Origin of the sequence: Actinopolymorpha pittospori, assembly GCF_014873875.1 — a bacterium.
Lineage (GTDB): Bacteria > Actinomycetota > Actinomycetes > Propionibacteriales > Actinopolymorphaceae > Actinopolymorpha > Actinopolymorpha pittospori.
On the sequence record NZ_JADBEM010000001.1, the window covers coordinates 4496925 to 4517556 of the forward strand.

31 protein-coding genes and 3 pseudogenes are annotated in these 20632 nt (G+C 68.9%); 27 read left to right on the forward strand and 7 right to left on the reverse strand.

Annotation, left to right across the window (positions count from 1 at the left end; translation table 11 throughout):
* The first annotated feature begins 1 nt into the window (after position 1).
* The 26 genes from rplP to HEB94_RS21345 all read left to right on the forward strand — a co-directional run bounded on the left by rplP (position 2) and on the right by HEB94_RS21345 (position 14529).
* Complete coding sequence (gene rplP / locus HEB94_RS21220) at positions 2–421, forward strand: 50S ribosomal protein L16 (protein WP_192751514.1); 420 nt, start codon at positions 2–4, stop codon at positions 419–421.
* A complete protein-coding gene (gene rpmC / locus HEB94_RS21225) occupies positions 421–669 on the forward strand; it encodes a 50S ribosomal protein L29 (RefSeq protein WP_192751515.1) in 249 nt (82 codons plus the stop codon). The genes rplP and rpmC overlap by 1 nt, the downstream gene beginning before the upstream one ends.
* Positions 666–980 (forward strand): 30S ribosomal protein S17, encoded by a 315-nt coding sequence (rpsQ, locus tag HEB94_RS21230; RefSeq protein ID WP_202896466.1) that lies wholly within the window; start codon positions 666–668, stop codon positions 978–980. Before rpmC ends, rpsQ begins: the two co-directional genes overlap by 4 nt.
* Positions 981–1093: 113 nt before the next feature.
* Positions 1094–1462, forward strand: a complete 369-nt coding sequence (gene rplN, locus HEB94_RS21235; RefSeq protein ID WP_192751516.1) for a 50S ribosomal protein L14 — start codon at positions 1094–1096, stop codon at positions 1460–1462.
* 3 nt (positions 1463–1465) lie between these two features.
* Positions 1466–1840 carry a 50S ribosomal protein L24 gene (gene rplX, locus HEB94_RS21240; RefSeq protein ID WP_238361587.1) on the forward strand — a complete coding sequence of 125 codons (375 nt, stop codon included), beginning with the start codon at positions 1466–1468 and terminating at the stop codon, positions 1838–1840.
* Positions 1840–2409, forward strand: a complete 570-nt coding sequence (gene rplE, locus HEB94_RS21245) for a 50S ribosomal protein L5 (RefSeq protein WP_192751517.1) — start codon at positions 1840–1842, stop codon at positions 2407–2409. The genes rplX and rplE overlap by 1 nt, the downstream gene beginning before the upstream one ends.
* Position 2410: 1 nt before the next feature.
* Positions 2411–2596 (forward strand): type Z 30S ribosomal protein S14, encoded by a 186-nt coding sequence (locus tag HEB94_RS21250; protein ID WP_192751518.1) that lies wholly within the window; start codon positions 2411–2413, stop codon positions 2594–2596.
* Positions 2597–2684: 88 nt separating this feature from the next.
* Complete coding sequence (rpsH, locus tag HEB94_RS21255; RefSeq protein ID WP_192751519.1) at positions 2685–3092, forward strand: 30S ribosomal protein S8; 408 nt, start codon at positions 2685–2687, stop codon at positions 3090–3092.
* A gap of 28 nt (positions 3093–3120) precedes the next feature.
* Positions 3121–3660 (forward strand): 50S ribosomal protein L6, encoded by a 540-nt coding sequence (gene rplF, locus HEB94_RS21260; RefSeq protein WP_192751520.1) that lies wholly within the window; start codon positions 3121–3123, stop codon positions 3658–3660.
* A 3-nt stretch (positions 3661–3663) separates the two neighbouring features.
* Positions 3664–4047 (forward strand): 50S ribosomal protein L18, encoded by a 384-nt coding sequence (gene rplR, locus HEB94_RS21265; protein ID WP_192751521.1) that lies wholly within the window; start codon positions 3664–3666, stop codon positions 4045–4047.
* Positions 4048–4074: 27 nt separating this feature from the next.
* Positions 4075–4677, forward strand: a complete 603-nt coding sequence (gene rpsE / locus HEB94_RS21270) for a 30S ribosomal protein S5 (RefSeq protein ID WP_192751522.1) — start codon at positions 4075–4077, stop codon at positions 4675–4677.
* Complete coding sequence (rpmD, locus tag HEB94_RS21275) at positions 4677–4859, forward strand: 50S ribosomal protein L30 (RefSeq protein ID WP_192751523.1); 183 nt, start codon at positions 4677–4679, stop codon at positions 4857–4859. The genes rpsE and rpmD overlap by 1 nt, the downstream gene beginning before the upstream one ends.
* Positions 4860–4861: 2 nt before the next feature.
* Positions 4862–5359 carry a 50S ribosomal protein L15 gene (gene rplO / locus HEB94_RS21280; protein WP_192751524.1) on the forward strand — a complete coding sequence of 166 codons (498 nt, stop codon included), beginning with the start codon at positions 4862–4864 and terminating at the stop codon, positions 5357–5359.
* Positions 5360–5570: 211 nt separating this feature from the next.
* Positions 5571–6872 (forward strand): preprotein translocase subunit SecY, encoded by a 1302-nt coding sequence (secY, locus tag HEB94_RS21285; protein WP_192751525.1) that lies wholly within the window; start codon positions 5571–5573, stop codon positions 6870–6872.
* Entirely contained in the window at positions 6872–7435 is a 564-nt protein-coding gene (locus HEB94_RS21290) for an adenylate kinase (protein WP_192751526.1), read from the forward strand. The genes secY and HEB94_RS21290 overlap by 1 nt, the downstream gene beginning before the upstream one ends.
* 9 nt (positions 7436–7444) lie before the next feature.
* Positions 7445–8272 (forward strand): type I methionyl aminopeptidase, encoded by an 828-nt coding sequence (gene map / locus HEB94_RS21295; RefSeq protein ID WP_192751527.1) that lies wholly within the window; start codon positions 7445–7447, stop codon positions 8270–8272.
* Between the two features lie 107 nt (positions 8273–8379).
* Positions 8380–8808: a DUF1707 SHOCT-like domain-containing protein gene (locus tag HEB94_RS21300; RefSeq protein WP_192751528.1), complete on the forward strand. Its 429-nt coding sequence runs from the start codon at positions 8380–8382 to the stop codon at positions 8806–8808.
* Between the two features lie 273 nt (positions 8809–9081).
* Complete coding sequence (infA, locus tag HEB94_RS21305; protein WP_092653844.1) at positions 9082–9303, forward strand: translation initiation factor IF-1; 222 nt, start codon at positions 9082–9084, stop codon at positions 9301–9303.
* A 99-nt stretch (positions 9304–9402) separates the two neighbouring features.
* Positions 9403–9516 carry a 50S ribosomal protein L36 gene (gene rpmJ, locus HEB94_RS21310; protein ID WP_020575560.1) on the forward strand — a complete coding sequence of 38 codons (114 nt, stop codon included), beginning with the start codon at positions 9403–9405 and terminating at the stop codon, positions 9514–9516.
* 196 nt (positions 9517–9712) lie between these two features.
* Positions 9713–10093 (forward strand): 30S ribosomal protein S13, encoded by a 381-nt coding sequence (gene rpsM / locus HEB94_RS21315; RefSeq protein ID WP_192751529.1) that lies wholly within the window; start codon positions 9713–9715, stop codon positions 10091–10093.
* An 81-nt stretch (positions 10094–10174) separates the two neighbouring features.
* Positions 10175–10579 carry a 30S ribosomal protein S11 gene (rpsK, locus tag HEB94_RS21320; RefSeq protein ID WP_192751530.1) on the forward strand — a complete coding sequence of 135 codons (405 nt, stop codon included), beginning with the start codon at positions 10175–10177 and terminating at the stop codon, positions 10577–10579.
* A 33-nt stretch (positions 10580–10612) separates the two neighbouring features.
* Entirely contained in the window at positions 10613–11221 is a 609-nt protein-coding gene (gene rpsD, locus HEB94_RS21325; RefSeq protein ID WP_192751531.1) for a 30S ribosomal protein S4, read from the forward strand.
* Positions 11222–11298: 77 nt separating this feature from the next.
* On the forward strand, positions 11299–12312 hold the full coding sequence (locus HEB94_RS21330) for a DNA-directed RNA polymerase subunit alpha (RefSeq protein ID WP_192751532.1): 1014 nt from the start codon (positions 11299–11301) through the stop codon (positions 12310–12312).
* A gap of 170 nt (positions 12313–12482) precedes the next feature.
* The gene (gene rplQ, locus HEB94_RS21335) at positions 12483–12992 is read left to right on the forward strand and encodes a 50S ribosomal protein L17 (RefSeq protein ID WP_192751533.1); all 510 of its coding nucleotides are present in this window, start codon (positions 12483–12485) and stop codon (positions 12990–12992) included.
* A gap of 95 nt (positions 12993–13087) precedes the next feature.
* Positions 13088–13927 carry a tRNA pseudouridine(38-40) synthase TruA gene (gene truA / locus HEB94_RS21340; protein WP_202896467.1) on the forward strand — a complete coding sequence of 280 codons (840 nt, stop codon included), beginning with the start codon at positions 13088–13090 and terminating at the stop codon, positions 13925–13927.
* On the forward strand, positions 13924–14529 hold the full coding sequence (locus HEB94_RS21345; protein ID WP_192751534.1) for a methyltransferase: 606 nt from the start codon (positions 13924–13926) through the stop codon (positions 14527–14529). Before truA ends, HEB94_RS21345 begins: the two co-directional genes overlap by 4 nt.
* Before the next feature lie 17 nt (positions 14530–14546).
* Here HEB94_RS21345 and HEB94_RS21350 read toward each other — a convergent pair whose 3' ends face one another.
* From HEB94_RS21350 to HEB94_RS50860, 5 genes and pseudogenes are all read right to left on the reverse strand, one after another.
* Positions 14547–15041 carry a hypothetical protein gene (locus HEB94_RS21350; protein WP_192751535.1) on the reverse strand — a complete coding sequence of 165 codons (495 nt, stop codon included), beginning with the start codon at positions 15039–15041 and terminating at the stop codon, positions 14547–14549.
* A complete protein-coding gene (locus HEB94_RS21355; RefSeq protein ID WP_192751536.1) occupies positions 15038–15574 on the reverse strand; it encodes a SigE family RNA polymerase sigma factor in 537 nt (178 codons plus the stop codon). The genes HEB94_RS21350 and HEB94_RS21355 overlap by 4 nt, the downstream gene beginning before the upstream one ends.
* A 200-nt stretch (positions 15575–15774) precedes the next feature.
* Positions 15775–15930 (reverse strand): annotated as a pseudogene (locus tag HEB94_RS52615) (zinc-binding dehydrogenase); the annotation flags it as partial.
* An 89-nt stretch (positions 15931–16019) separates the two neighbouring features.
* Positions 16020–16211, reverse strand: a pseudogene (locus HEB94_RS50855) (zinc-binding dehydrogenase); the annotation flags it as partial.
* A gap of 187 nt (positions 16212–16398) precedes the next feature.
* A pseudogene (locus HEB94_RS50860) lies at positions 16399–16746 on the reverse strand (alcohol dehydrogenase catalytic domain-containing protein); the annotation flags it as partial.
* A 177-nt stretch (positions 16747–16923) separates the two neighbouring features.
* Here HEB94_RS50860 and HEB94_RS21365 point away from each other — a divergent pair.
* A complete protein-coding gene (locus tag HEB94_RS21365) occupies positions 16924–18606 on the forward strand; it encodes an ATP-binding cassette domain-containing protein (RefSeq protein ID WP_192751537.1) in 1683 nt (560 codons plus the stop codon).
* A 32-nt stretch (positions 18607–18638) separates the two neighbouring features.
* Here HEB94_RS21365 and HEB94_RS21370 read toward each other — a convergent pair whose 3' ends face one another.
* Together HEB94_RS21370 and HEB94_RS21375 are read right to left on the reverse strand one after the other, a co-directional pair.
* Positions 18639–19064 carry a hypothetical protein gene (locus HEB94_RS21370; RefSeq protein ID WP_192751538.1) on the reverse strand — a complete coding sequence of 142 codons (426 nt, stop codon included), beginning with the start codon at positions 19062–19064 and terminating at the stop codon, positions 18639–18641.
* A gap of 144 nt (positions 19065–19208) precedes the next feature.
* Positions 19209–20489: a PQQ-dependent sugar dehydrogenase gene (locus HEB94_RS21375; RefSeq protein WP_192751539.1), complete on the reverse strand. Its 1281-nt coding sequence runs from the start codon at positions 20487–20489 to the stop codon at positions 19209–19211.
* Positions 20490–20632 lie beyond the last annotated feature (143 nt).

Sequence of the window (20632 nt, forward strand, 5' to 3'; positions counted from 1 at the left end):
GATGCTCATCCCGCGGAAGGTCAAGCACCGCAAGCAGCACCACCCGAACCGGCGTGGCATGGCAAAGGGCGGCACTGCGGTGACGTTCGGTGAGTACGGCATCCAGGCGCTGGAGAGCCACTACATCACCAACCGGCAGATCGAGGCCGCTCGTATCGCCATGACTCGGCACATCAAGCGTGGCGGCAAGGTGTGGATCAACATCTTCCCCGACCGCCCGCTGACCAAGAAGCCCGCCGAGACCCGGATGGGTTCCGGTAAGGGTTCGCCGGAGTGGTGGATCGCCAACATCAAGCCTGGTCGGGTGATGTTCGAGCTCTCCTACCCCGATGAGGGCGTGGCTCGCGAGGCGTTGACGCGCGCGATTCACAAGCTGCCTATGAAGTGCCGCATCGTGAAGCGTGAGGCAGGTGAAGGCTGATGGCCACGACATCGAAGGCCACTGAGCTGCGCAACCTCGGCGAGGACGAGCTGGCCGACAAGCTTCGTGAGGCGAAGGAAGAGCTTTTCAACCTGCGCTTCCAGGGAGCGACCGGGCAGCTGGAGAGTCACGGCCGGCTGCGCATCGTGCGGCGCGAGATCGCACGGATCTACACCGTGATGCGCGAGCGTGAGCTCGGCATCACCGCCGCGGTCGACTCCGACTCGACGGCGGAGGGAGTCGCATGAGCACGAACGAAGAGGTGGGTTCGGTGGCCGCCACGCAGACGAGTGCGCAGACGAGCGAGAAGCGAGGCTTCCGCAAGTCCCGTGAGGGCCTGGTCGTCAGCGACAAGATGGACAAGACCGTGGTGGTCGAGGTCGAGGACCGCGTGAAGCACGCGCTCTACGGCAAGGTCATGCGGCGGACCAACCGGCTCAAGGCTCACGACGAGGCCAACGAGTGTGGCGTCGGCGACCGGGTGCTCCTGATGGAGACGCGCCCGATGTCGGCGACCAAGCGCTGGCGAGTCGTGGAGATCCTCGAGAAGGCCAAGTAAGGATTTCGAGCGAGCAACATGCCCGCTAAGAAGACAGCCGATCGGCCGCGCCGGTCGACGAGGCAGTTGGACAGCCGGCCAGGCCGGTTGCGTCGTCCGACAGGGAGACTGTGGTGATTCAGCAGGAGTCGCGACTGAAAGTCGCCGACAACACCGGTGCCAAGGAGATCCTGTGCATCCGGGTCCTCGGCGGCTCCGGTCGGCGCTACGCCGGGATCGGCGACGTGATCGTCGCCACTGTGAAGGACGCCATTCCCGGCGGCAACGTCAAGAAGGGCGAGGTCGTCAAGGCCGTCGTCGTGCGCACCGTGAAAGAGCACCGCCGTCCGGACGGGTCCTACATCCGCTTCGACGAGAACGCCGCCGTCCTCCTGAAGAGCGACGGCGAACCGCGCGGAACCCGTATCTTCGGGCCGGTCGGCCGTGAGCTTCGCGAGAAGCGGTACATGCGGATCATCTCGCTCGCGCCGGAGGTGCTCTAGACAATGGCGAATTCGCTGCACATCAAGAAGGGCGACCTCGTACGGGTCACCGTCGGCCGCGACCGTGGTGTCGAGGGCAAGGTGATCGAGGTGGATCCGACCAAGGGTCGGGTCTTCGTCGAGGGCGCCAACCGCGTGAAGCGGCACACGAAGGTCGTCCAGGGCGGCGGCCGTCAGGGCACGACCGGCGGCATCGTGACGCAGGAGGCATCGATTCCGGTCTCCAACGTCACCCTGCTGGTCGAGGTCGACGGCAAGAAGGTGCCGACCCGAGTGGGCTACGAGCGGCGTGAGGTCGAGAAGACCCGGGCCGACGGCACGACGTACAAGGGATTCCGCAGCGTGCGCATCGCGCGGAAGACCGGCGAGGAGATCTGATGACGGCTGCGACCCAGGAGCGCGTGCAGCCTCGCCTCAAGGCGCGCTACCGCGACGAGATCTCCGCCGCTCTGCGGCAGGAGTTCGGCTTCGCCAACGTGATGCAGGTCCCGACGGTGACCAAGGTCGTCGTCAACATGGGTGTCGGTGACGCCGCCCGGGACTCCAAGCTGATCGACGGTGCGGTCCGTGACCTGACGGCCATCACCGGGCAGAAGCCGGCGGTGACCAGGGCGCGGAAGTCGATCGCGCAGTTCAAGCTGCGGGAAGGCATGCCGATCGGCACCCACGTGACGCTGCGCGGTGACCGGATGTGGGAGTTCCTCGACCGGTTGCTGTCGCTCGCACTGCCACGGATCCGGGACTTCCGGGGCCTGTCGCCCAAGCAGTTCGACGGCCGCGGCAACTACACGTTCGGTCTCACGGAGCAGGTGATGTTCCACGAGATCGATCCCGACAAGATCGACCGGTCGCGTGGCATGGACATCACCGTGGTGACGACCGCTTCGACCGACGACGAGGGGCGCGCTCTCCTCCGACACCTCGGTTTCCCGTTCAAGGAGTCCTGACGTGGCAAAGACAGCCCTGATCAACAAGGCGAAGGCCAAGCCGAAGTTCGCGGTGCGCGCCTACACCCGCTGCCAGCGGTGCGGACGCCCGAAGGCCGTCTTCCGCAAGTTCGGGCTGTGCCGGATCTGCCTGCGCGAGATGGCCCACCGCGGCGAGCTGCCCGGTGTGACCAAGAGCAGCTGGTAGACCCACCGAAGGCATGGACACAGCCCTTCCCAACTAGTCGCCAAAGGTCCGGGGTGCCGGAAACCGTGGCGAGAAAGTGGCCAGACCTATGAGCATGACCGACCCGATCGCAGACATGTTGACTCGTCTGCGCAACGCCAACCGGGCGTATCACGACACCACCACGATGCCGTACAGCAAGCTGAAGGCCGGCATCGCGGAGATCCTCCAGCAGGAGGGCTACATCGCCGGCTGGCGGGTCGAGGAGCCCGAGGCGGGCGCGGTGGGCAAGACCCTGGTGCTCCAGCTGCGCTTCGGCCCCAATCGTGAGCGGTCCATCGCGGGCATCCGGCGGATCTCCAAGCCGGGCCTGCGGGTCTACGCGAAGTCGACCGGGCTGCCGAAGGTGCTCGGCGGACTGGGCATCGCGATCATTTCGACGTCGCAGGGTTTGCTGACAGACCGGCAGGCCAACAAGCGACGCGTGGGCGGCGAAGTCGTCGCCTACGTGTGGTAACGGGAACGGGAAGGAGGAAGGACACCGTATGTCCCGCATCGGCAAGCTCCCCATCCCGGTGCCTTCGGGCGTCGACGTGGCGATCGATGGCCAGACGGTCACCGTGAAGGGGCCCAAGGGAACCCTGACGCACACCGTCGCGGCTCCGATTCAGGTGGTCCAGGACGAAGGGCAGCTCTCGGTCAGGCGGCCTGACGACGAGCGCAAGAGCAAGCAGCTCCACGGCCTCACCCGGACGCTGGTCGCCAACATGGTCACCGGCGTGACCGAGGGCTACGAGCGCAAGCTCGAGATCGTCGGCGTCGGTTACCGCGTCGTCCCCAAGGGGCCGACCCAGCTCGAGCTCTCGCTCGGCTACAGCCACACGATCACGTTCGACGCTCCTGAAGGTGTGTCGTTCGCCGTGGAGAACGCGACGAGGTTCTCGGTCTCCGGGATCGACAAGCAGCAGGTCGGCGAAGTGGCCGCCAACATCCGCAAGCTGCGCAAGCCGGAGCCCTACAAGGGCAAGGGCATCCGTTACGCAGGTGAGCAGATTCGCCGCAAGGTCGGAAAGGCTGGTAAGTAACCGATGGCCGCCAGTCTCAGCACAAACAGGACGGCGAGCCCGAAGACGCGGGCGCGGTTGCGCCGGCAGCTGCGGGTTCGGAAGAAGGTCTTCGGTACGCCGGAGCGGCCGCGTCTGGTCGTCACCCGGTCTGCTCGGCACGTCGTGGCCCAGCTGGTCGACGACACCATCGGACGCACGTTGGTCTCCGCCTCCACTCTGGAGGCTGACCTGCGGTCGTTGGAGGGTGACAAGACCACTCGGGCGCGTGAGGTCGGGGAGCGGGTCGCGGATCGCGCGAAGGCCGCCGGCGTTTCCGCGGTGGTGTTCGACCGCGCGGGCAACCGTTACCAGGGCCGCATCGCCGCCCTGGCCGACGGCGCTCGCAAGGCCGGGCTCGAGTTCTGACGTTCGACCAGGAGAGAAGAGGTAACCATGGCTGGACCCCAGCAGCGCCGCGGAAGCGGCACTGGTGACCGCCGGGACCGCCGGGACGAACGTCGGGGCGGATCCGCGGCGGAGAAGACCGCTTACATCGAGCGAGTGGTCTCGATCAACCGTGTCGCCAAGGTCGTGAAGGGTGGTCGGCGCTTCAGCTTCACCGCGCTGGTCGTCGTCGGCGACGGTGACGGCACGGTGGGCGTGGGCTACGGCAAGGCCAAGGAAGTGCCGTCCGCGATCGCCAAGGGCGTCGAAGAGGCGAAGAAGCACTTCTTCAAGGTCCCCCGTATCCAGGGCACGATTCCGCACCCCGTGCAGGGTGAGAAGGCAGCGGGCGTCGTCCTGCTTCGCCCGGCTTCGCCCGGTACCGGTGTGATCGCCGGTGGCCCGGTGCGCGCCGTACTCGAGTGCACGGGAATCCACGACATCCTGTCCAAGTCCCTCGGGTCGTCCAACGCGATCAACATCGTCCACGCGACGGTCGAGGCGCTGCGGATGCTCGAGGCACCGGAGTCGGTGGCGGCACGCCGCGGCCTGCCGGTGGAGGACGTGGCTCCGGCCGCTCTGCTGCGCGCCCGCGCGGAGGTGAGCGCGTGATGGGCCAGCTCAAGGTCCGGCAGGTGCGGTCGGCGATCGGCCGCAAGCAGAACCAGCGGGAGACCCTCCGGTCGCTCGGGCTCAAGCGCCTGAACGACGAGGTTGTCAAGGAGGACCGTCCCGAGATCCGGGGCATGATCGCGACGGTGTCGCACCTTGTCGCGGTCGAGGAGGTCGACTGACGATGGCCGAGGCCAAGACGACGAAGGCGTCCGAGCAGGAGGGTCAGACCCGTGGCGGTACGCCGCTTCGGGTCCACCACCTGCGTCCGGCGCCGGGCGCAAAGACGGCCCGCACCCGTGTGGGCCGTGGTGAAGGCAGCAAGGGCAAGACCGCGGGACGCGGCACCAAGGGCAGCAAGGCGCGCGGAAGCGTGCCCGCTGTCTTCGAGGGTGGCCAGATGCCGCTGCACATGCGGCTGCCGAAGCTCAAGGGCTTCAAGAACCCGTTCCGGGTCGAGTACCAGGTGGTCAACCTCGACAAGTTGTCGGCGCTGTACCCCGACGGGGGCAACGTCACGGTCGAGGCGCTGGTCGCCCACGGCGCGGTCCGCGCTGGGCAGCCGGTGAAGATCCTGGGTACCGGCGAGGCCTCGGGAGCGTTCGAGGTGACCGCGCACGCGTTCTCCCAGAGCGCTCAGGAGAAGATCACCGCGGCGGGCGGAACGGTCACCAAGTTGTAGTTCTCCACACAGCGGCATGTGGGGCGCCTCGGGCGATATATGGTTCGGAAGGACCAGCCAGGAGCGCCCCACAGCGCTGTGCCGGGCCAGGCGGCCTGTATTGTCCGAGGAAGCGTCAGGGGTCCGAGGCGACGTCGCGTCGGCAACCCGTGGGGTTAAACCGACCACCGATCACGACGATCCGCCATGAGGCGGCACGCAGGAGGACTGGGTGCTCACCGCGTTCGTCAACGCGTTCAAGACGCCGGACCTGCGAAAGAAGCTGCTTTTCACGCTCTTCATCATCGCGTTGTTCCGGATCGGTTCGGTGCTGCCCACGCCAGGGGTCGACGCCGCTGCCGTTCGTCGCTGCTTGAACCCCGCGTTGCAGGGCAACAACGGCAACAGCATCTACGGGATGCTGAACCTCTTCTCCGGCGGTGCGTTGCTGCAGCTGTCAGTCTTCGCGCTGACGATCATGCCGTACATCACGGCGAGCATCATCATCCAGCTGCTCACGGTGGTGATCCCGCGCCTGGAGGCCCTCAAGAAGGAGGGTCACGCCGGCACGCAGAAGATCACGCAGTACACCCGGTATCTCACCATCGGTCTGGCGATCCTGCAGTCGACGACGATCGTCGCGCTGGCGCGTTCGGGCCAGATGTTCCCCGGCTGTAACGAGACGATCATCCCCAACACTGACGTCCTCACCCTGGCCACGATGGTCCTGGTGATGACCGCCGGCACCGGCGTGATCATGTGGTTCGGCGAGCTGGTCACCGACCGCGGCGTCGGCAACGGCATGTCGGTCCTGATCTTCGTCTCGATCGCGGCGGGCTTCCCGACGGCGCTGTGGAACATCCGCCAGACGCGTGGCTGGGTCACCTTCTTCGTGGTGATCCTCATCGGTCTGGTCATCATGGCGGCCGTCATCTACGTCGAGCAGGCCCAGCGACGGATCCCGGTGCAGTACGCCAAGCGAATGCTCGGGCGTCGCGCCTACGGCGGGAGCTCGACCTACATCCCGCTCAAGGTCAACCAGGCCGGCGTGATCCCGGTGATCTTCGCCTCCAGCCTGCTCTATCTACCGGTACTCGCGGCGCAGTTCAACCAGACCGCGCCATGGGCGGCGTGGATCAACACCAACATCGCCCGCGGCAGTCATCCGGTCTACATGATCGGCTTCTTCGTCCTGATCGTGGCGTTCACGTACTTCTACGTGGGCATCACCTTCAACCCGAAGGAAGTCGCTGACAACATGAAGAAGCACGGCGGCTTCATCCCGGGCATCCGGGCCGGTAAGCCGACCGAGGACTACCTGCAGTACGTGCTCTCTCGCATCACCGCACCAGGGTCGTTCTACTTGGGCATCCTCGCGCTCATCCCATTGATCGCCTTCGCGCTGATCGGGGCGAGCCAGAACTTCCCCTTCGGTGGCACCTCGATCCTGATCGTGGTGGGTGTCGGACTCGACACCGTGAAGCAGATCGAGAGCCAGCTCCAGCAACGGCACTACGAAGGGTTCTTGCGTTGATGCGCCTGCTCATCATGGGTCCACCCGGAGCGGGCAAGGGCACCCAGGCCAAGAAGATCGCCGACAGGCTCACGATCCCGGCCATCTCGACCGGAGACATCCTCCGTGGGAACGTCGAGGACCGCACCTTGCTCGGCCGTGAGGCGAAGCGTTACCTCGACGCCGGCGAGCTGGTGCCCGACGAGATCATCAACGGCATGGTGCGGGGCCGGCTCGACGAGCCGGACACCAAGAACGGCTTCCTGCTCGACGGCTTCCCGCGGACCCTGCCGCAGGTCGGGACACTCGACGACATCCTCGCCGACGAGGGCGTGGCGCTCGACCGGGTACTCGTGCTCACCGCCGACTCCGACGAACTCGTCAAGCGCGTGCTCAACCGCGCGAACGAGAGCGGCCGCAGTGACGACACCGAGGACGTCATCCGGCGCCGGCTCCAGGTCTACGCCGACCAAACCGAGCCGCTGCTCGACGTCTACGCCGGGCGTGGCGTGCTGGTCCTGGTCAACGGCATGGGCGAGATCTCCGAGGTCACCGACCGCGTGCTGACCGCGCTGGCCGACTAGGACGCGTCGGTGTTCCAGGATCGCAAGCTGCACCTGAAGAAGCCTGCCGAGATCGCGCTCATGCGGGAGGCCGGCCTCGTGGTCGGCCGCACCTTGGAGGCGCTGCGTGCGGCTGTCGCCCCCGGGGTGACGACCGCCGACCTCGACGCGCTGGCGGAGGAGCGGATCCGGGCCAGCGGGGCGGTGCCGTCGTTCAAGGGCTACCTCGGCTATCCCGCCTCGATCTGCGCGTCGGTCAACGACGAGGTGGTGCACGGGATCCCGGGCAGCCGAACGCTGCGCGAGGGTGAACTGATCTCCATCGACTGCGGCGCCATCGTCGAAGGCTGGCACGGCGACGCGGCGATCACCGTCCACGTGGGCGAGGTCGATCCGGTCCTCGCGGAGCTCGCCCGGGTGTGCGAGGAGGCGATGTGGCGTGGTCTGGCCGCGGTGCGTCTCGGCGGCCGGCTCAGCGACGTGTCGGCGGCGGTCGAGTCCTACGTCCGCAGCCAGGGCGACTACGGCATCGTCGAGGACTACGTGGGCCACGGCATCGGCACGGAGATGCACCAGCCGCCCAACGTGCCCAACCTCGGTAAGCCCGGCAAGGGTCCGAAGCTCCAGCCCGGACTCGCGATCGCGGTGGAACCCATGATCACCCTGGGGTCCCAGCAGACCGACGTCCTGGACGACGAGTGGACGGTCGTCACCCGCGACGGCGGCGCGTCGGCGCACGTCGAACACACGGTCGCGCTCACGGCGAACGGCCCGTGGGTGCTCACCGCGTTGGACGGGGGAGCGGCGAAGTTCGCCGAGCTCGGTGTCGCGATGGGTGGGCCGGCGACGGTCTCCTGACGGTCAGGGACTTTCCCTGACCAGGTCCCCGCTGTGGATTAGGGGCCATCCCGGATGCGCGACCGGCGAAGGACAGGCAGACTTAGCGCGTGCCGTACGGACCGGATATGCGAGCATCGGACGGTGATCGGGAGAAGATCGCCTCCCGGCTCCGCGATGCGCACGCAGAGGGAAGACTCTCCATCCAGGAGTTCCAGGATCGTCTCGACGCGCTGTACTCAGCGCAGACCTACGGGGAGTTGGAGCCCCTAGTCCGAGACATCCCCGTGATGCGCAACAAGACACCGGCGATCGTGCGATCCGATCCCGCGCCGCGACCCGTTCCGGCCGCGAAACGGAGCGGCGGCGACAAGGCCATGCTCGTCCTGTGGACCATCTGGGCCTGCTTGGTCAGCGTCAACCTCGTGATCTGGGTGCTGGCCTCGATCACCAACCAGGAACTGCTCTACTTCTGGCCGATCTGGGTGGCCGGCCCGTCCGGGGCGGTACTCGGCGCGATCAGCGTGGCCCGGCGCCAGTTCAAGGAGCACGCCTGACCTCGGCCGCGTCCCCGGTCCGAATACTGGACATTTCCGACAAAGGGGCAAGCCTGCGCGGCCGCTGGTCCCGCAAGCGACGGCCAGGTAGCCTGATCCTGCGGTGCTCTCGACGCCCGGTTTCACATCCTGCCCGCAGGTGACGTAGACTCTGACGTCGGTCTTTCCCTGCCCAGCTGCTGGTCGCTTTGTGCACGGGCGGGTATCGATTGCGGGTGGTTCTGACACGGATACCCGTGACGTTTCACATAAGCCAGGCGAAGTGCGGAGGACATGCCGAAAAAGGAAGGTGTCATCGAGATCGAGGGCACGGTGGTCGAGGCGCTCCCCAACGCGATGTTTCGCGTGGAGCTCCAGAACGGCCACAAGGTCCTCGCGCACATCAGCGGCAAGATGCGGCAGCACTACATCCGGATCCTTCCCGAAGACCGTGTGGTTGTGGAGCTGTCCCCCTACGACCTGACTCGTGGGCGGATCGTCTACCGCTACCGCTAGCAGCAACGGGGCCTGCCCCGTCCAGTCCGACATTCCAGTAGGCGGGGCCAGCCCGCTGAGTGGGTAGGCGGGAGCGGCGCTCCCGTCCGGAGAAGGGTCATGAAGGTCCAACCCAGCGTCAAGAAGATCTGTGACAAGTGCAAGGTGATCCGGCGGCACGGCCGGGTCATGGTGATCTGCGAGAACCCGCGCCACAAGCAGCGCCAGGGCTGACCGCCCCGGTACGGCCAGCGCGGCCGATCACCGAACACAACAGAACGCACCGCTCACCAGCGCACGTCGGCTGGTGCCACCCCCGGACGGAGGCCGGGGCCCTGTCGGATCACCGGGTCGAGACCCGAAGCTCCAGGGCGGACAGGGACGCGGCGCGTGAGCAGACCTCCGCTTAGCGAAAGGAAAACTGCCCCAGATGGCACGACTCGTCGGCGTCGACCTCCCGCGCGACAAGCGCATCGAGGTGGCGCTCACCTATATCTTCGGAATCGGCCGGACTCGCGCGCTCGAGACACTGGAGGCGACCGGGGTCAACCCCGACCTCCGGGTGCACGAGCTCGGCGACGAAGAGATCATCAAGCTCCGCGACTGGATCGAGGCCACCTACCGGGTCGAGGGTGACCTCCGTCGTGAGGTCTCCGCCGACATCCGGCGCAAGATCGAGATCGGTTGCTACGAGGGTCTGCGGCACCGTCGCGGCCTTCCTGTGCATGGTCAGCGCACGAGGACCAACGCGCGCACCCGTAAGGGACCCAAGAAGACCGTCGCCGGGAAGAAGAAGCCGGGCCGCAAGTAGCCCCGGGCCCGCCACCGGCCAAGGCCAGCCAACCGAATCGGGACGTCGTTCCCACCTCGATTTCAGGAGTTTCTCGAGCTCATGCCTCCCAAGACCAGGACCGCGGGCGCCAAGAAGGTGCGCCGCAAGGAAAAGAAGAACGTCGCCTTCGGGCACGCGCACGTGAAGAGCACGTTCAACAACACGATCGTGACGGTCACCGACCCGACGGGTGCGGTGATCGCCTGGGCCAGCGCCGGCACGGTCGGCTTCAAGGGCTCGCGCAAGTCGACGCCTTTCGCCGCCCAGATGGCCGCGGAAGCGGCCGCCCGCCGGGCGATGGAGCACGGCATGAAGAAGGTCGACGTCTACGTCCGTGGTCCGGGCTCCGGCCGCGAGACCGCGATCCGCTCCCTCACGGCCACCGGCCTCGAGGTGGGCACCATCCAGGACGTCACCCCCGTGCCCCACAACGGATGCCGCCCGCCGAAGCGGCGTCGCGTCTGACGCGCTGTCCCCTAGAAGGAGATCGACTACATCATGGCCCGTTACACCGGTCCTATGACCAAGAAGTCGCGCCGACTCGGTACGGACATCGTCGGCGGCGACAAGGCGTTCGAGCGCCGTCCCTACCCGCCCGGCCAGCACGGCCGCGGGCGCCCGAAGGAGAGCGAGTATCTCCTGCAGCTGCGGGAGAAGCAGAAGGCTCGCTACTCCTACGGCATCCTCGAGAAGCAGTTCAGCCGCTACTACCAGACGGCGCACCGTCGTCCGGGCAAGACCGGTGACAACCTGCTGCAGCTGCTCGAGTGCCGGCTCGACAACGTGATCTACCGCTCGGGAATCGCGCGGACCCGCCGTCAGGCCCGGCAGCTCGTCGTGCACGGGCACTTCCAGGTCAACGGCCAGAAGGTCAACGTGCCGAGCTTCCAGGTGAGTGCACACGACGTGATCGACGTCCGCACGAAGTCGCGTGAGACGACGCCGTTCATCATCGCGCGGGAAACCCACGGCGAGCGTCCGATTCCGGGTTGGCTGGAAGTCATTCCGGGCACCCTGCGGGTTCTCGTCCACCAGCTCCCGGTCCGGTCCCAGATCGACATCCCGGTCCAGGAGCAGCTGATCGTCGAGTACTACTCGAAGGTCTGATCCACCTCCCGGGGTCACTCCCGGGGGTCCTCTCATTCGCGACGTCATATGGCGGTCGTCGCGGAAAGGAAAGAAACATGCTCATCGCACAGCGCCCCTCGCTCACCGAAGAGGTCGTCGACGAGTTCCGTTCGCGGTTCGTGCTCGAGCCGCTGGAGCCGGGCTTCGGCTACACGCTCGGCAACTCGCTCCGGCGCACGCTGCTGTCCTCGATCCCCGGCGCCGCTGTCACCAGCGTCAAGATCGACGGAGTTCTCCACGAGTTCTCCACGATCCCGGGCGTCAAGGAGGACGTGACAGAGGTCATCCTGAACCTCAAGGAGCTGGTCGTCTCCAGCGAGCACGACGAGCCGGTGACGATGTACCTCCGCAAGCAGGGACCGGGCGACGTCACCGCCGCCGACATCGCGCCTCCGGCCGGTGTCGAGGTGCACAACCCGCAACTGCCGATCGCGACGCTGAACAGCAAGGGCAAGCTCGAGATGGAGCTGGTCGTCGAGCGTGGCCGCGGCTACGTCTCGGCCGTCCAGAACAAGCGGGCGGACGCGGAGATCGGCCGGATCCCGGTCGACTCGATCTACTCGCCGGTGCTCAAGGTCACCTACAAGGTCGAGGCGACCCGCGTCGAGCAGCGGACCGACTTCGACCGCCTGATCGTCGACGTCGAGACCAAGCCGAGCATGCGGCCGCGTGACGCGGTGGCGAGCGCCGGCAAGACCCTGGTCGAGCTGTTCGGGCTCGCCCGGGAGCTCAACGTCGACGCCGAGGGCATCGACATCGGCCCCTCGCCGGTCGACGCGCAACTCGCTGCCGACCTGGCACTGCCGGTCGAGGACCTCAACCTCACGGTCCGGTCCTACAACTGCCTCAAGCGCGAGGGCATCCACACCGTGGGCGAGCTGATCTCGCGCAGCGAGCAGGACCTGCTCGACATCCGCAACTTCGGTGCGAAGTCCATCGACGAGGTGAAGCAGAAGCTCGTCGGGATGGGGCTGTCCCTCAAGGACAGTGCGCCCGGCTTCGACCCCACCGCCGCTGTCGACTCCTTCGACGAGGAAGACGAGAGCTACGCGGAGACCGAGCAGTACTGATGACCGGAAGGGCGCCGTGAGGCGCCCGCCCGGCAGCAGCAGAACCAGAAGTACACCGATCCCCCGAGAGCGGGGGGCTACACCACCCGCCCCCGCGGGTGGGGACGAGTGTTCCCACCCGCACTGACACCGGTACCTGATCCGGCCGGTGCAGGAAGGAGTCCTGTTCGATGCCTACCCCCACCAAGGGCCCGCGTCTCGGCGGCAGCCCGGCGCACGAGCGGCTGATGCTCGCCAACCTCGCGACGGCGCTGTTCCAACACGGCCGGATCACGACGACGGAGACCAAGGCCCGTCGCCTGCGGCCGTTCGCGGAGCGGCTGGTCACCAAGGCCAAGCGTGGCGACCTGCACGCACGTCGACAGGTGCACGCGGTGATCCGGGACAAGGACGTCGTGCACGTGCTGTTCGCGGAGATCGGTCCGCAGTACGCCACCCGTCCCGGCGGCTACACCCGCATCACCAAGATCGGTCCGCGCAAGGGCGACAACGCGCCCATGGCCGTGATCGAGCTGGTCGAGGGTGCGCCGAGCGTCACGACGAGCAGCGCCCCCGCGGCGCAGGAGCAGCCGGCCGCCGCTTCGGCAGCCGAGTCCACTCCGGCCGAGGAGACCGCCCCGGCCGCGTCGGAGGAGGCCGCTGAGGCCAAGGCCGACGACGACAAGGACGGTAAGTCCTGACGGCTGGTCGCCCATCCGCTCACGAGCCCGCTGACCCTTCCCTCGGGGAGGACAGCGGGCTCGCGTGCCTTCCCCCTGAGCGGCTGGATCCTCTATTGCGCCTTCGGTTGGGCGTGGCCTACGACGGGACCAGGTTCGCCGGGTGGGCCGCCCAACCCGGCCAGCGCACCGTCGAGGGCGAGCTGGAGGAGGCGCTGGTCCGGGTCCTGCGGCTCGACGGTCCCGTCGCGGTGACGTGTGCGGGACGTACGGACGCCGGTGTCCACGCCCGGGGGCAGGTCTGTCATGTCGACGTACCCACGACGGCGTTCGCGGCGACCTCGGGGCGCTCGTCCCGTTCGCCCGAGCTCGCACTGACCACCCGCCTGCTCGGTACGCTTCCGCCGGACATCCGGGTGCGTCGGGTCGTGGTGGCGCCCGACGGGTTCGACGCGCGCTTCTCGGCGCTGTGGCGGCGGTACGCCTACCGCATCTGCGACGACCCCGCGGCCGAGGACCCGCTCCGGCGTTTCGAGATCCTCGAGCATCACCGGCGTCCCCTCGACGTCTCCGCCATGAACGCCGCCGCCGGCCGGATGCTCGGCGAGCACGACTTCGCGGCCTTCTGCCGTCGCCGCGAGGGCGCGACCACGATCCGGCGGCTGCTGGAGCTGTCCTGGGAGCGCGAGTCGTCCGGGCTGCTCGTGTGCCGCGTGGTGGCGGACGCGTTCTGCCACTCGATGGTGCGCGCCCTGGTGGGCGCGCTGTTGCGGGTCGGCGAGGGTGCCCGTCCCGACGACTGGCCGGCGCGCGTCCTGTCGGGGAAGGTCCGAGACTCGGGCGTGAACGTCGTACCCGCTCGAGGTCTCACCCTGGAAGAGGTCGGATACCCGCCCGCCGACGCGCTCGCGGCACGGGCGGACGAAGCACGCCGGAAGAGGACCCTCGCGTCGTGAGCGACCACTACTTCTCCGTCGAGCCAGGTTCGAAGGCGACGCCGCGGACGGTCGAGTTCACCGTCCACGGCCGGGCCTACTCGCTCTCCTCGTCCACGGGGATCTTCTCCGGGGACCGGCTCGACCTGGGCACGTCGGTGCTGCTGCGCGAGGCGCCGTTGCCATCAGGGCCGGGCACCTTCCTCGACCTCGGCTGCGGGTACGGCCCGATCGCGAGCGTTCTCGCCACCCAGGTGCCCGGCTCGACCGTGTGGGCGGTCGACGTGAACACCCGGGCGCTCGACCTGACGAGGGAGAACGCCGCCCGCCTCCAGGTCGCCGACCGGGTGCGGGTCGCGCCGCCCGAGGGCGTACCCGACGATCTGCGCTTCGACGAGATCTGGTCCAACCCACCGATCCGGATCGGCAAGCCCGCCCTGCACGGACTGCTCGAGCAGTGGCTACGCAGGCTCAGCCCGAACGGCGTGGCCTGGCTGGTCGTCGGCAGGAACCTCGGCGCCGACTCCCTGCAGCGCTGGCTCGTGGAGCAGGGCTGGCGGTGCGACCGACAGGCGAGCGCGAAGGGCTTCCGGGTGCTCGCCGTGCGCCGGGGCCAGGACTGACGCGGCGGAGGGACGCGTCAGCGGACGCCCGGTGCGGCGGGGATCGCGGGTGTGGCGGTGGGCCCCGGGACGTCAGGGGTGGCCGTTGGCTGGGGCGGGATCGCGGGTGTGGCGGTGGGCTCCTGAACGTCAGGGGTGGCCGTTGGCTGGGGCGGGATCGCGGGTGTGGCGGTCGGCTCCGGGGCGGTGGGAGTGCCGCTCGGCACCGGGACAGCGGTGGGTACCGGGGGTGCGGGCACATACGGGCTCGGGGACACGGGCGTCGGGGTCTCGCCGACCCCGCTGCGGCCCGGCGTACCGTCCGCCGGTGCGAAGGTGCGCTGGAGGCCGTGCAGCCCCACCGGAGCGCACACCGCCCCGACCAGGGCGGCGGCCGCACCGCCGGCGACCGCGGCACGCCGGGCGTACTGCCGGCGGTGGGCGCGCCGCAGGGCGAGGTCGGCGAGCCCGGGCCTGGGCCGGACGGCGTGGGCGAGGTCACTCATGGCCTCGCGGATCAACTGCTCGTTCATGGGGAGACCTCCGATCGATGGTTGCGGAGCGAGCCCGCGTCGGCGAGTTCGGGCGCGAGGGCCCGGAGCCGGGCGAGTGCCCGGGCGGTCTGGCTGCGGACCGTGCCGACGGAGCAGCCGAGGATGTGTGCCACCTCGGCCTCGGGCAGGTCCTCGAAGTAGCGCAGGGCGAGGACGGCCCGCTGGCGGGGGCCGAGGCGGGCCAGTGCCTGCCGGACGTCGAGCCTGCGGTCGACCCGGCCCGCGTGGTCCGTGGCGAACCCGGCCTCGCTGTCGGGTGCGTGCTCGACGAGTTCCTCGCGGATCCGTCCTCGCCGTCGCCACCAGCTCACCTGGTCGTGGTAGACCACCCGCCGCACGTACGCCTCGGGGTCGTCCACCTTCCGCCATCGCGCCGCCAGTTTGGCGAGTGCGCCCTGGACGAGGTCCTCGGCGTGGTGCTGGTCGCCGCTCAGCACGTACGCCGTCCGCAGCAGTGCGAGCGACCGCGCTTCCACGAACTGCCGGAACTCCGCCTCGGTTCGTGCGTCCACCTGGGCTCCCTCCGCCGGCCCTCCACCCAGGTAGACGCGTGGACCGGGCCGCCACTATGCACGGGGTGACGAATCCGCTGGACTTTCTCGGGCACCGCCCGAGGGCGGTCCACGCGTTCACCGGTGGGATCGTGCCGTCGACGACGGCCCGCACGAAGTCGTCGGCGAGGAAGTGGTGGGATCCCTCGTGGCCGTCCCGGTCAGTGGTCGACGCGCAGGACGATCTTGCCCTCGACCTCGCCGCGTTCCAGGCGCCCGTGCGCCTCGGCCGCCTGGTCCAGGGGGAGCGTTCCGCCCAACAGGACCTCGATCCGGCCCTCGTCGACGAGCGAGGCGAGCGTGGCGAGGGCGGGGCGCCGTCCGGCTCGACCAGGAAGTCGTGGACGCGCAGGCCGCGCTGCCGGCCGTTCTCGACCAGGTCGGGGGAGACGCCGGAGGGGACGGCGACCAGGAGGCCGCCGGGCCGGAGGACGTCGAGCGAGCGGGTGCTGGTCCGGTCGATCTCGTCGCCGACCAGATCGAGGACGACGTCCACGTCGTGCAGTACGTCCTCGAACCGGGTGGTGCGGTAGTCGACCATCTCGTCCGCGCCGAGCCGGCGGGCGGCGTCGAACTTGTCGCCTCGGCCCGTCCCCATGACGTAGGCACCGAGGTACTTCGCGATCTGGACGGCGAAATGCCCGACACCCCGCGGTGGCCGCCTGGATCAGCACCCGCTGGCCGCCCTGGACACCCGCGGTGTCGACCAGCGCCTGCCAGGCCGTGAGCGCGGCGAGGGGGACGGCGGCCGCCTGATCCTGGTCGAGCCGGGTGGGCCTGCGGACGAACTGGCGGGACGGCGCGGTGACGTACTCGGCGTACGCGCCCGCCTGGCGCGGGAACCACGGCATGCCGAAGACCTCGTCGCCGACCCGCAGGGTGTGGACGCCGAACCCGCGCTCCACGACGACGCCTGCCACGTCCCACCCGAGGATGAACGGCGGGTCGCCGAGGACGGCGGCCATACCGGCGCCCGACCGGGTCTTCAGGTCGACCGGGTTGACTCCGGCGGAGTGCACCTGGACGAGCACCTCCGTCGGTAGGGGGCTCGGCCGGGGTACCTCGACCGGACGCAGGACCTCCGGCGACCCGAACTCGTCCTGGCTGATGGCGCGCATCCTCGGCGTACCCATGTGTTCAATCCTGCGCGGGCCGGTCCAGCGCGCAGCCGACGTCTACCAGCTCTGCCCTTGCCGGCCCGAACGACAACGGGACCGGAACGGGACGAATCCTCGGCAAGGGTGCCAATCGGAGCACCGGGCAGGAAAAGGAGTTCGTGGATCCGCGCCCGACCCCCACACTTGGTTCTCGTGGGACATGTGGATGTGGCCGGGATCAGGTACGAGCTTCCCGACGGACGGGTGCTGCTCGACGACGTGTCGTTCCGGGTCGGCGAGGGCGCGAAGGTCGCCGTGGTCGGCGCGAACGGTTCCGGCAAGACGACGCTGCTGCGGATCGTGACCGGTGACGTCGACCCGCACGGCGGCGCGGTGACCCGCAGTGGCGGGCTGGGTGTCATGCGGCAGTTCGTCGGCAGCGTGCGTGACGACACGACGGTCGCGGAGCTGCTGCTGTCCGTGGCGCCGCCGCGGGTGCGGGGGGCCGCCGCCGCCGTCGAGCAGGCGGAGCTCGCGATGATGGAGCGCGACGACGAGCGCACCCAGCTGCGTTACGCGCAGGCGCTCGCCGACTGGGCGGACGCCGGTGGGTACGACGCGGAGGTCCTGTGGGACGTCTGCTGCACCACCGCGATCGGCCTCGCCTACGACCGGGCCCGCTACCGCGAGGTGCGCACCCTCTCCGGCGGTGAGCAGAAGCGGCTGGTGCTCGAGGCACTGCTGCGGGGACCTGACGAGGTACTCCTCCTGGACGAGCCCGACAACTACCTCGACGTCCCCGCCAAGCGCTGGCTCGAGGAGCGCCTGAACGAGTCCCAGAAGACGGTTCTGTACGTCTCCCACGACCGCGAGCTGCTGGCCAACACTGCGACCCGGGTGGTCTCGGTCGAGTTGGGTGCGGCGGGCAACACGGTCTGGACGCACCCGCAGGGCTACGCGACCTACCACCAGGCGCGTCGCGACCGGTTCGCCCGGTTGGAGGAGCTTCGCCGACGCTGGGACGAGGAGCACCAGAAGCTGAAGGACCTCGTCGCGCTGTACAAGCTGAAGGCGACGCTGAACGACGGCATGGCCGCGGCGTACAAGGCCGCGCAGACCCGGCTGCGGAAGTTCGAGGAGAAGGGCCCACCGCAGGCCGTTCCGCGCGAGCAGAGTGTCAAGGTGCGCCTGCGCGGCGGCCGTACCGGCAAGCGAGCCGTGGTGTGCACCGACACCGAGCTCACCGATCTGATGAAGCCGTTCGACCTCGAGGTCTGGTACGGCGAGCGGGTGGCCGTGCTCGGCTCCAACGGGTCGGGCAAGTCGCACTTCCTGCGGCTGCTCGCCTCCGGCGGTTCCCTCCCCGAACGCGAGCACCTTCCGGTCGGCGACGTCGTGATCGATCCGGTGCGGCACACGGGTCGGGCCAAGCTCGGCGCCCGGGTCCGGCCGGGCTGGTTCGCGCAGACGCACGAGCATCCCGAGCTCATCGGCCGGACCCTGCTGGAGATCCTGCACCGCGGCGACGAGCACCGGGCCGGGATGCCGCGCGAGGAGGCGGCCCGGGCGCTGGACCGCTACGAGCTGGCGGAGGCGAGCGAGCAGACCTTCGAGACCCTGTCCGGTGGACAGCAGGCCCGGCTGCAGATCCTCCTGCTGGAGCTGTCCGGCGCGACCCTGCTGCTGCTGGACGAGCCGACGGACAACCTCGACATCGCGTCCGCGGACGCGCTGGAGGAGGGGCTCGCGTCCTACGACGGAACGGTGCTCGCGGTGACCCACGACCGGTGGTTCGCGCGGGGCTTCGACCGCTTCCTCGTCTTCGGTGCCGACGGCGAGGTGTACGAGTCCGACACGCCCGTCTGGGACGAGGGGCGGGTCCGCCGCGCCCGCTGAGCGGTCGAGTGCTCAGCGGGGGACCTGCCCGCTCAGGCCGGCTGGACGCTCTCGACGAGCAGGTCGGAGACGCAGAACCCGGCGGGGGAGAAGTCGTTGGTCCAGCCGAAGCGCAGCAGCGTGTGCCGCAGCACCTCCGCCGTGGCCCGGTAGTCGACCGCGACGGTGGAGGCGAGCGGCACCAGGATGAGCTGGGGCAGCAACTCGCGAAGCGCCCAGACCAGGCCGGGCGTGACGAAGGAGAGTGGGAACAACGCGGAGGTGATCGCGGCCGCCTCGCCGTTGCGTACGACGATCCATTCCTCGTCCGGCGGCTCGTAGGCCGTGAGGCTGAGTCGGTGGGAGCACACCAGCGACTGGAGCGCCGAGCCGACACAACTTCGGTCCCAGCCGGGCAGTGGGGTGTCCCACGGTGTGGTGCCCAGCCAGCGGCTGAGCACGGGATCAAGGTCGATCATCGGGGCGATGATTCCCCGTAGCAGCGGGAGAAAACGGTCGAGTCCATCTTTGTCGCCCGTGCCCGACACGACCCGGCTCGTCAGGGCACCGCGTACGGTCCGCGGCGTCGGCCGGCGGCCCGCGGCGACCGGACGCCACGGCCCTCACCGGGGCGTGGGAGTGGAACTCGACGCCTTCGTGCCCCGCAACGTGAGCCGGATGAGGCGGTCGTCGGAGGCGACCGGCTGGTTGCGACCGTCCCGGTTGGACGTGGTGAGCCAGATGCTGCCGTCCGGGGCGACGGTGGCGTCGCGGATGCGCCCGAACTTCCCGACCAGGGCGTCCACCGGGCGACCCGTGACGCCCGCTCCGGGCCGCCACTGGATGCTCGCCTCACCGGTGCCCGAGCTCTGGATCCGTTCGCTGGCGATGTTGATCGGACCGCCGAGTCCCATGAGGTAGATCCGCTGGCCACGCAGGCAGGTGACCACCGCGGTGTGGCCGATGATGGCGATGCCGTTCGTCACGCCGATCTCGGGGCGCCAGACCGCGATCGGGTTGGTCAGGCCGGCGATGTGGCTCATGCCCTGGACCTTCGGCCAGCCGTAGTTCTTGCCCGGCTGGATGAGGTTGACCTCGTCCCACACGGCTTCGCCGATCTCCGCGACGTACATGCGCCCGCTCGCGTCCCAGGCCATGCCCTCCGGGTTGCGGTGCCCGTAGGACCAGACCAGGGAGCCCCGGAACGGGTTTCCGGGCGCGGGCTTGCCCGCGGTGGTCATCCGCAGGATCTTGCCGCCGAGGTCGTTGATGCTCTGCGCGCCGCCGGCACGGGAGGCGTCTCCGGTGCTGGCGTAGAGGTACCCGTCGGGACCGAACGCGAGCCGCCCGCCGTTGTGCACACCGGCCTGGGGGATTCCGGTGACGATGGCCTCCGGACGGGGCCTGCTGCCGACCAGGCGGACCTTGGCGATCCGGTTGTCGACCTTCGTCGTGTAGTAGACGAAGATCGTCTTGTCCCGCGAGTAGCGCGGCGACACCGCGATGCCGAGCAGCCCGCCCTCGTTGTTGGCGTACACACCCTCGATCGAGGTGAGCGTGGAGACGGTGAGCTTGCCGTTCGCGTCGCGGCGCGGGCCGACCTTCAGGATGCGGCGTTTGTGTCGCTCGGTCACGAGTGCGCTGCCGTCGGGGAGGAAGGCGATGCCCCAGGGGATGTCCAGATGGGTGAGCAGCGTCTCGGTCGTGACCTGGCCGTTGCCCCGCCCACTCGCCTCCGGCCCGCGCCGGAAGCTGGTGGGGGTCGGAATGTCCGTCGGGGACGGTGCCGGAGGTGGTGCCGAGGTGCAGGAGGCGACCAAACCGACCACTGTCAGCGCCGCCAGCACGCGAACGCGGCGCCGGGCTCGGGTGGAGGGCGACCGCAGGCGCCGCAGGGCGAGCACCCGACCATGTTAGTTGCTCTAAGCCATCGGTCAGTGACGATTCGTGGTTGCATTGCGTCCGTCCGAGGATGCGTCGAGCCGGGCGGTATGCTCCCTCTTGAGGCGCGTGACCACGTCGAAGCCCTGGATCTTAGGGCCCCTTT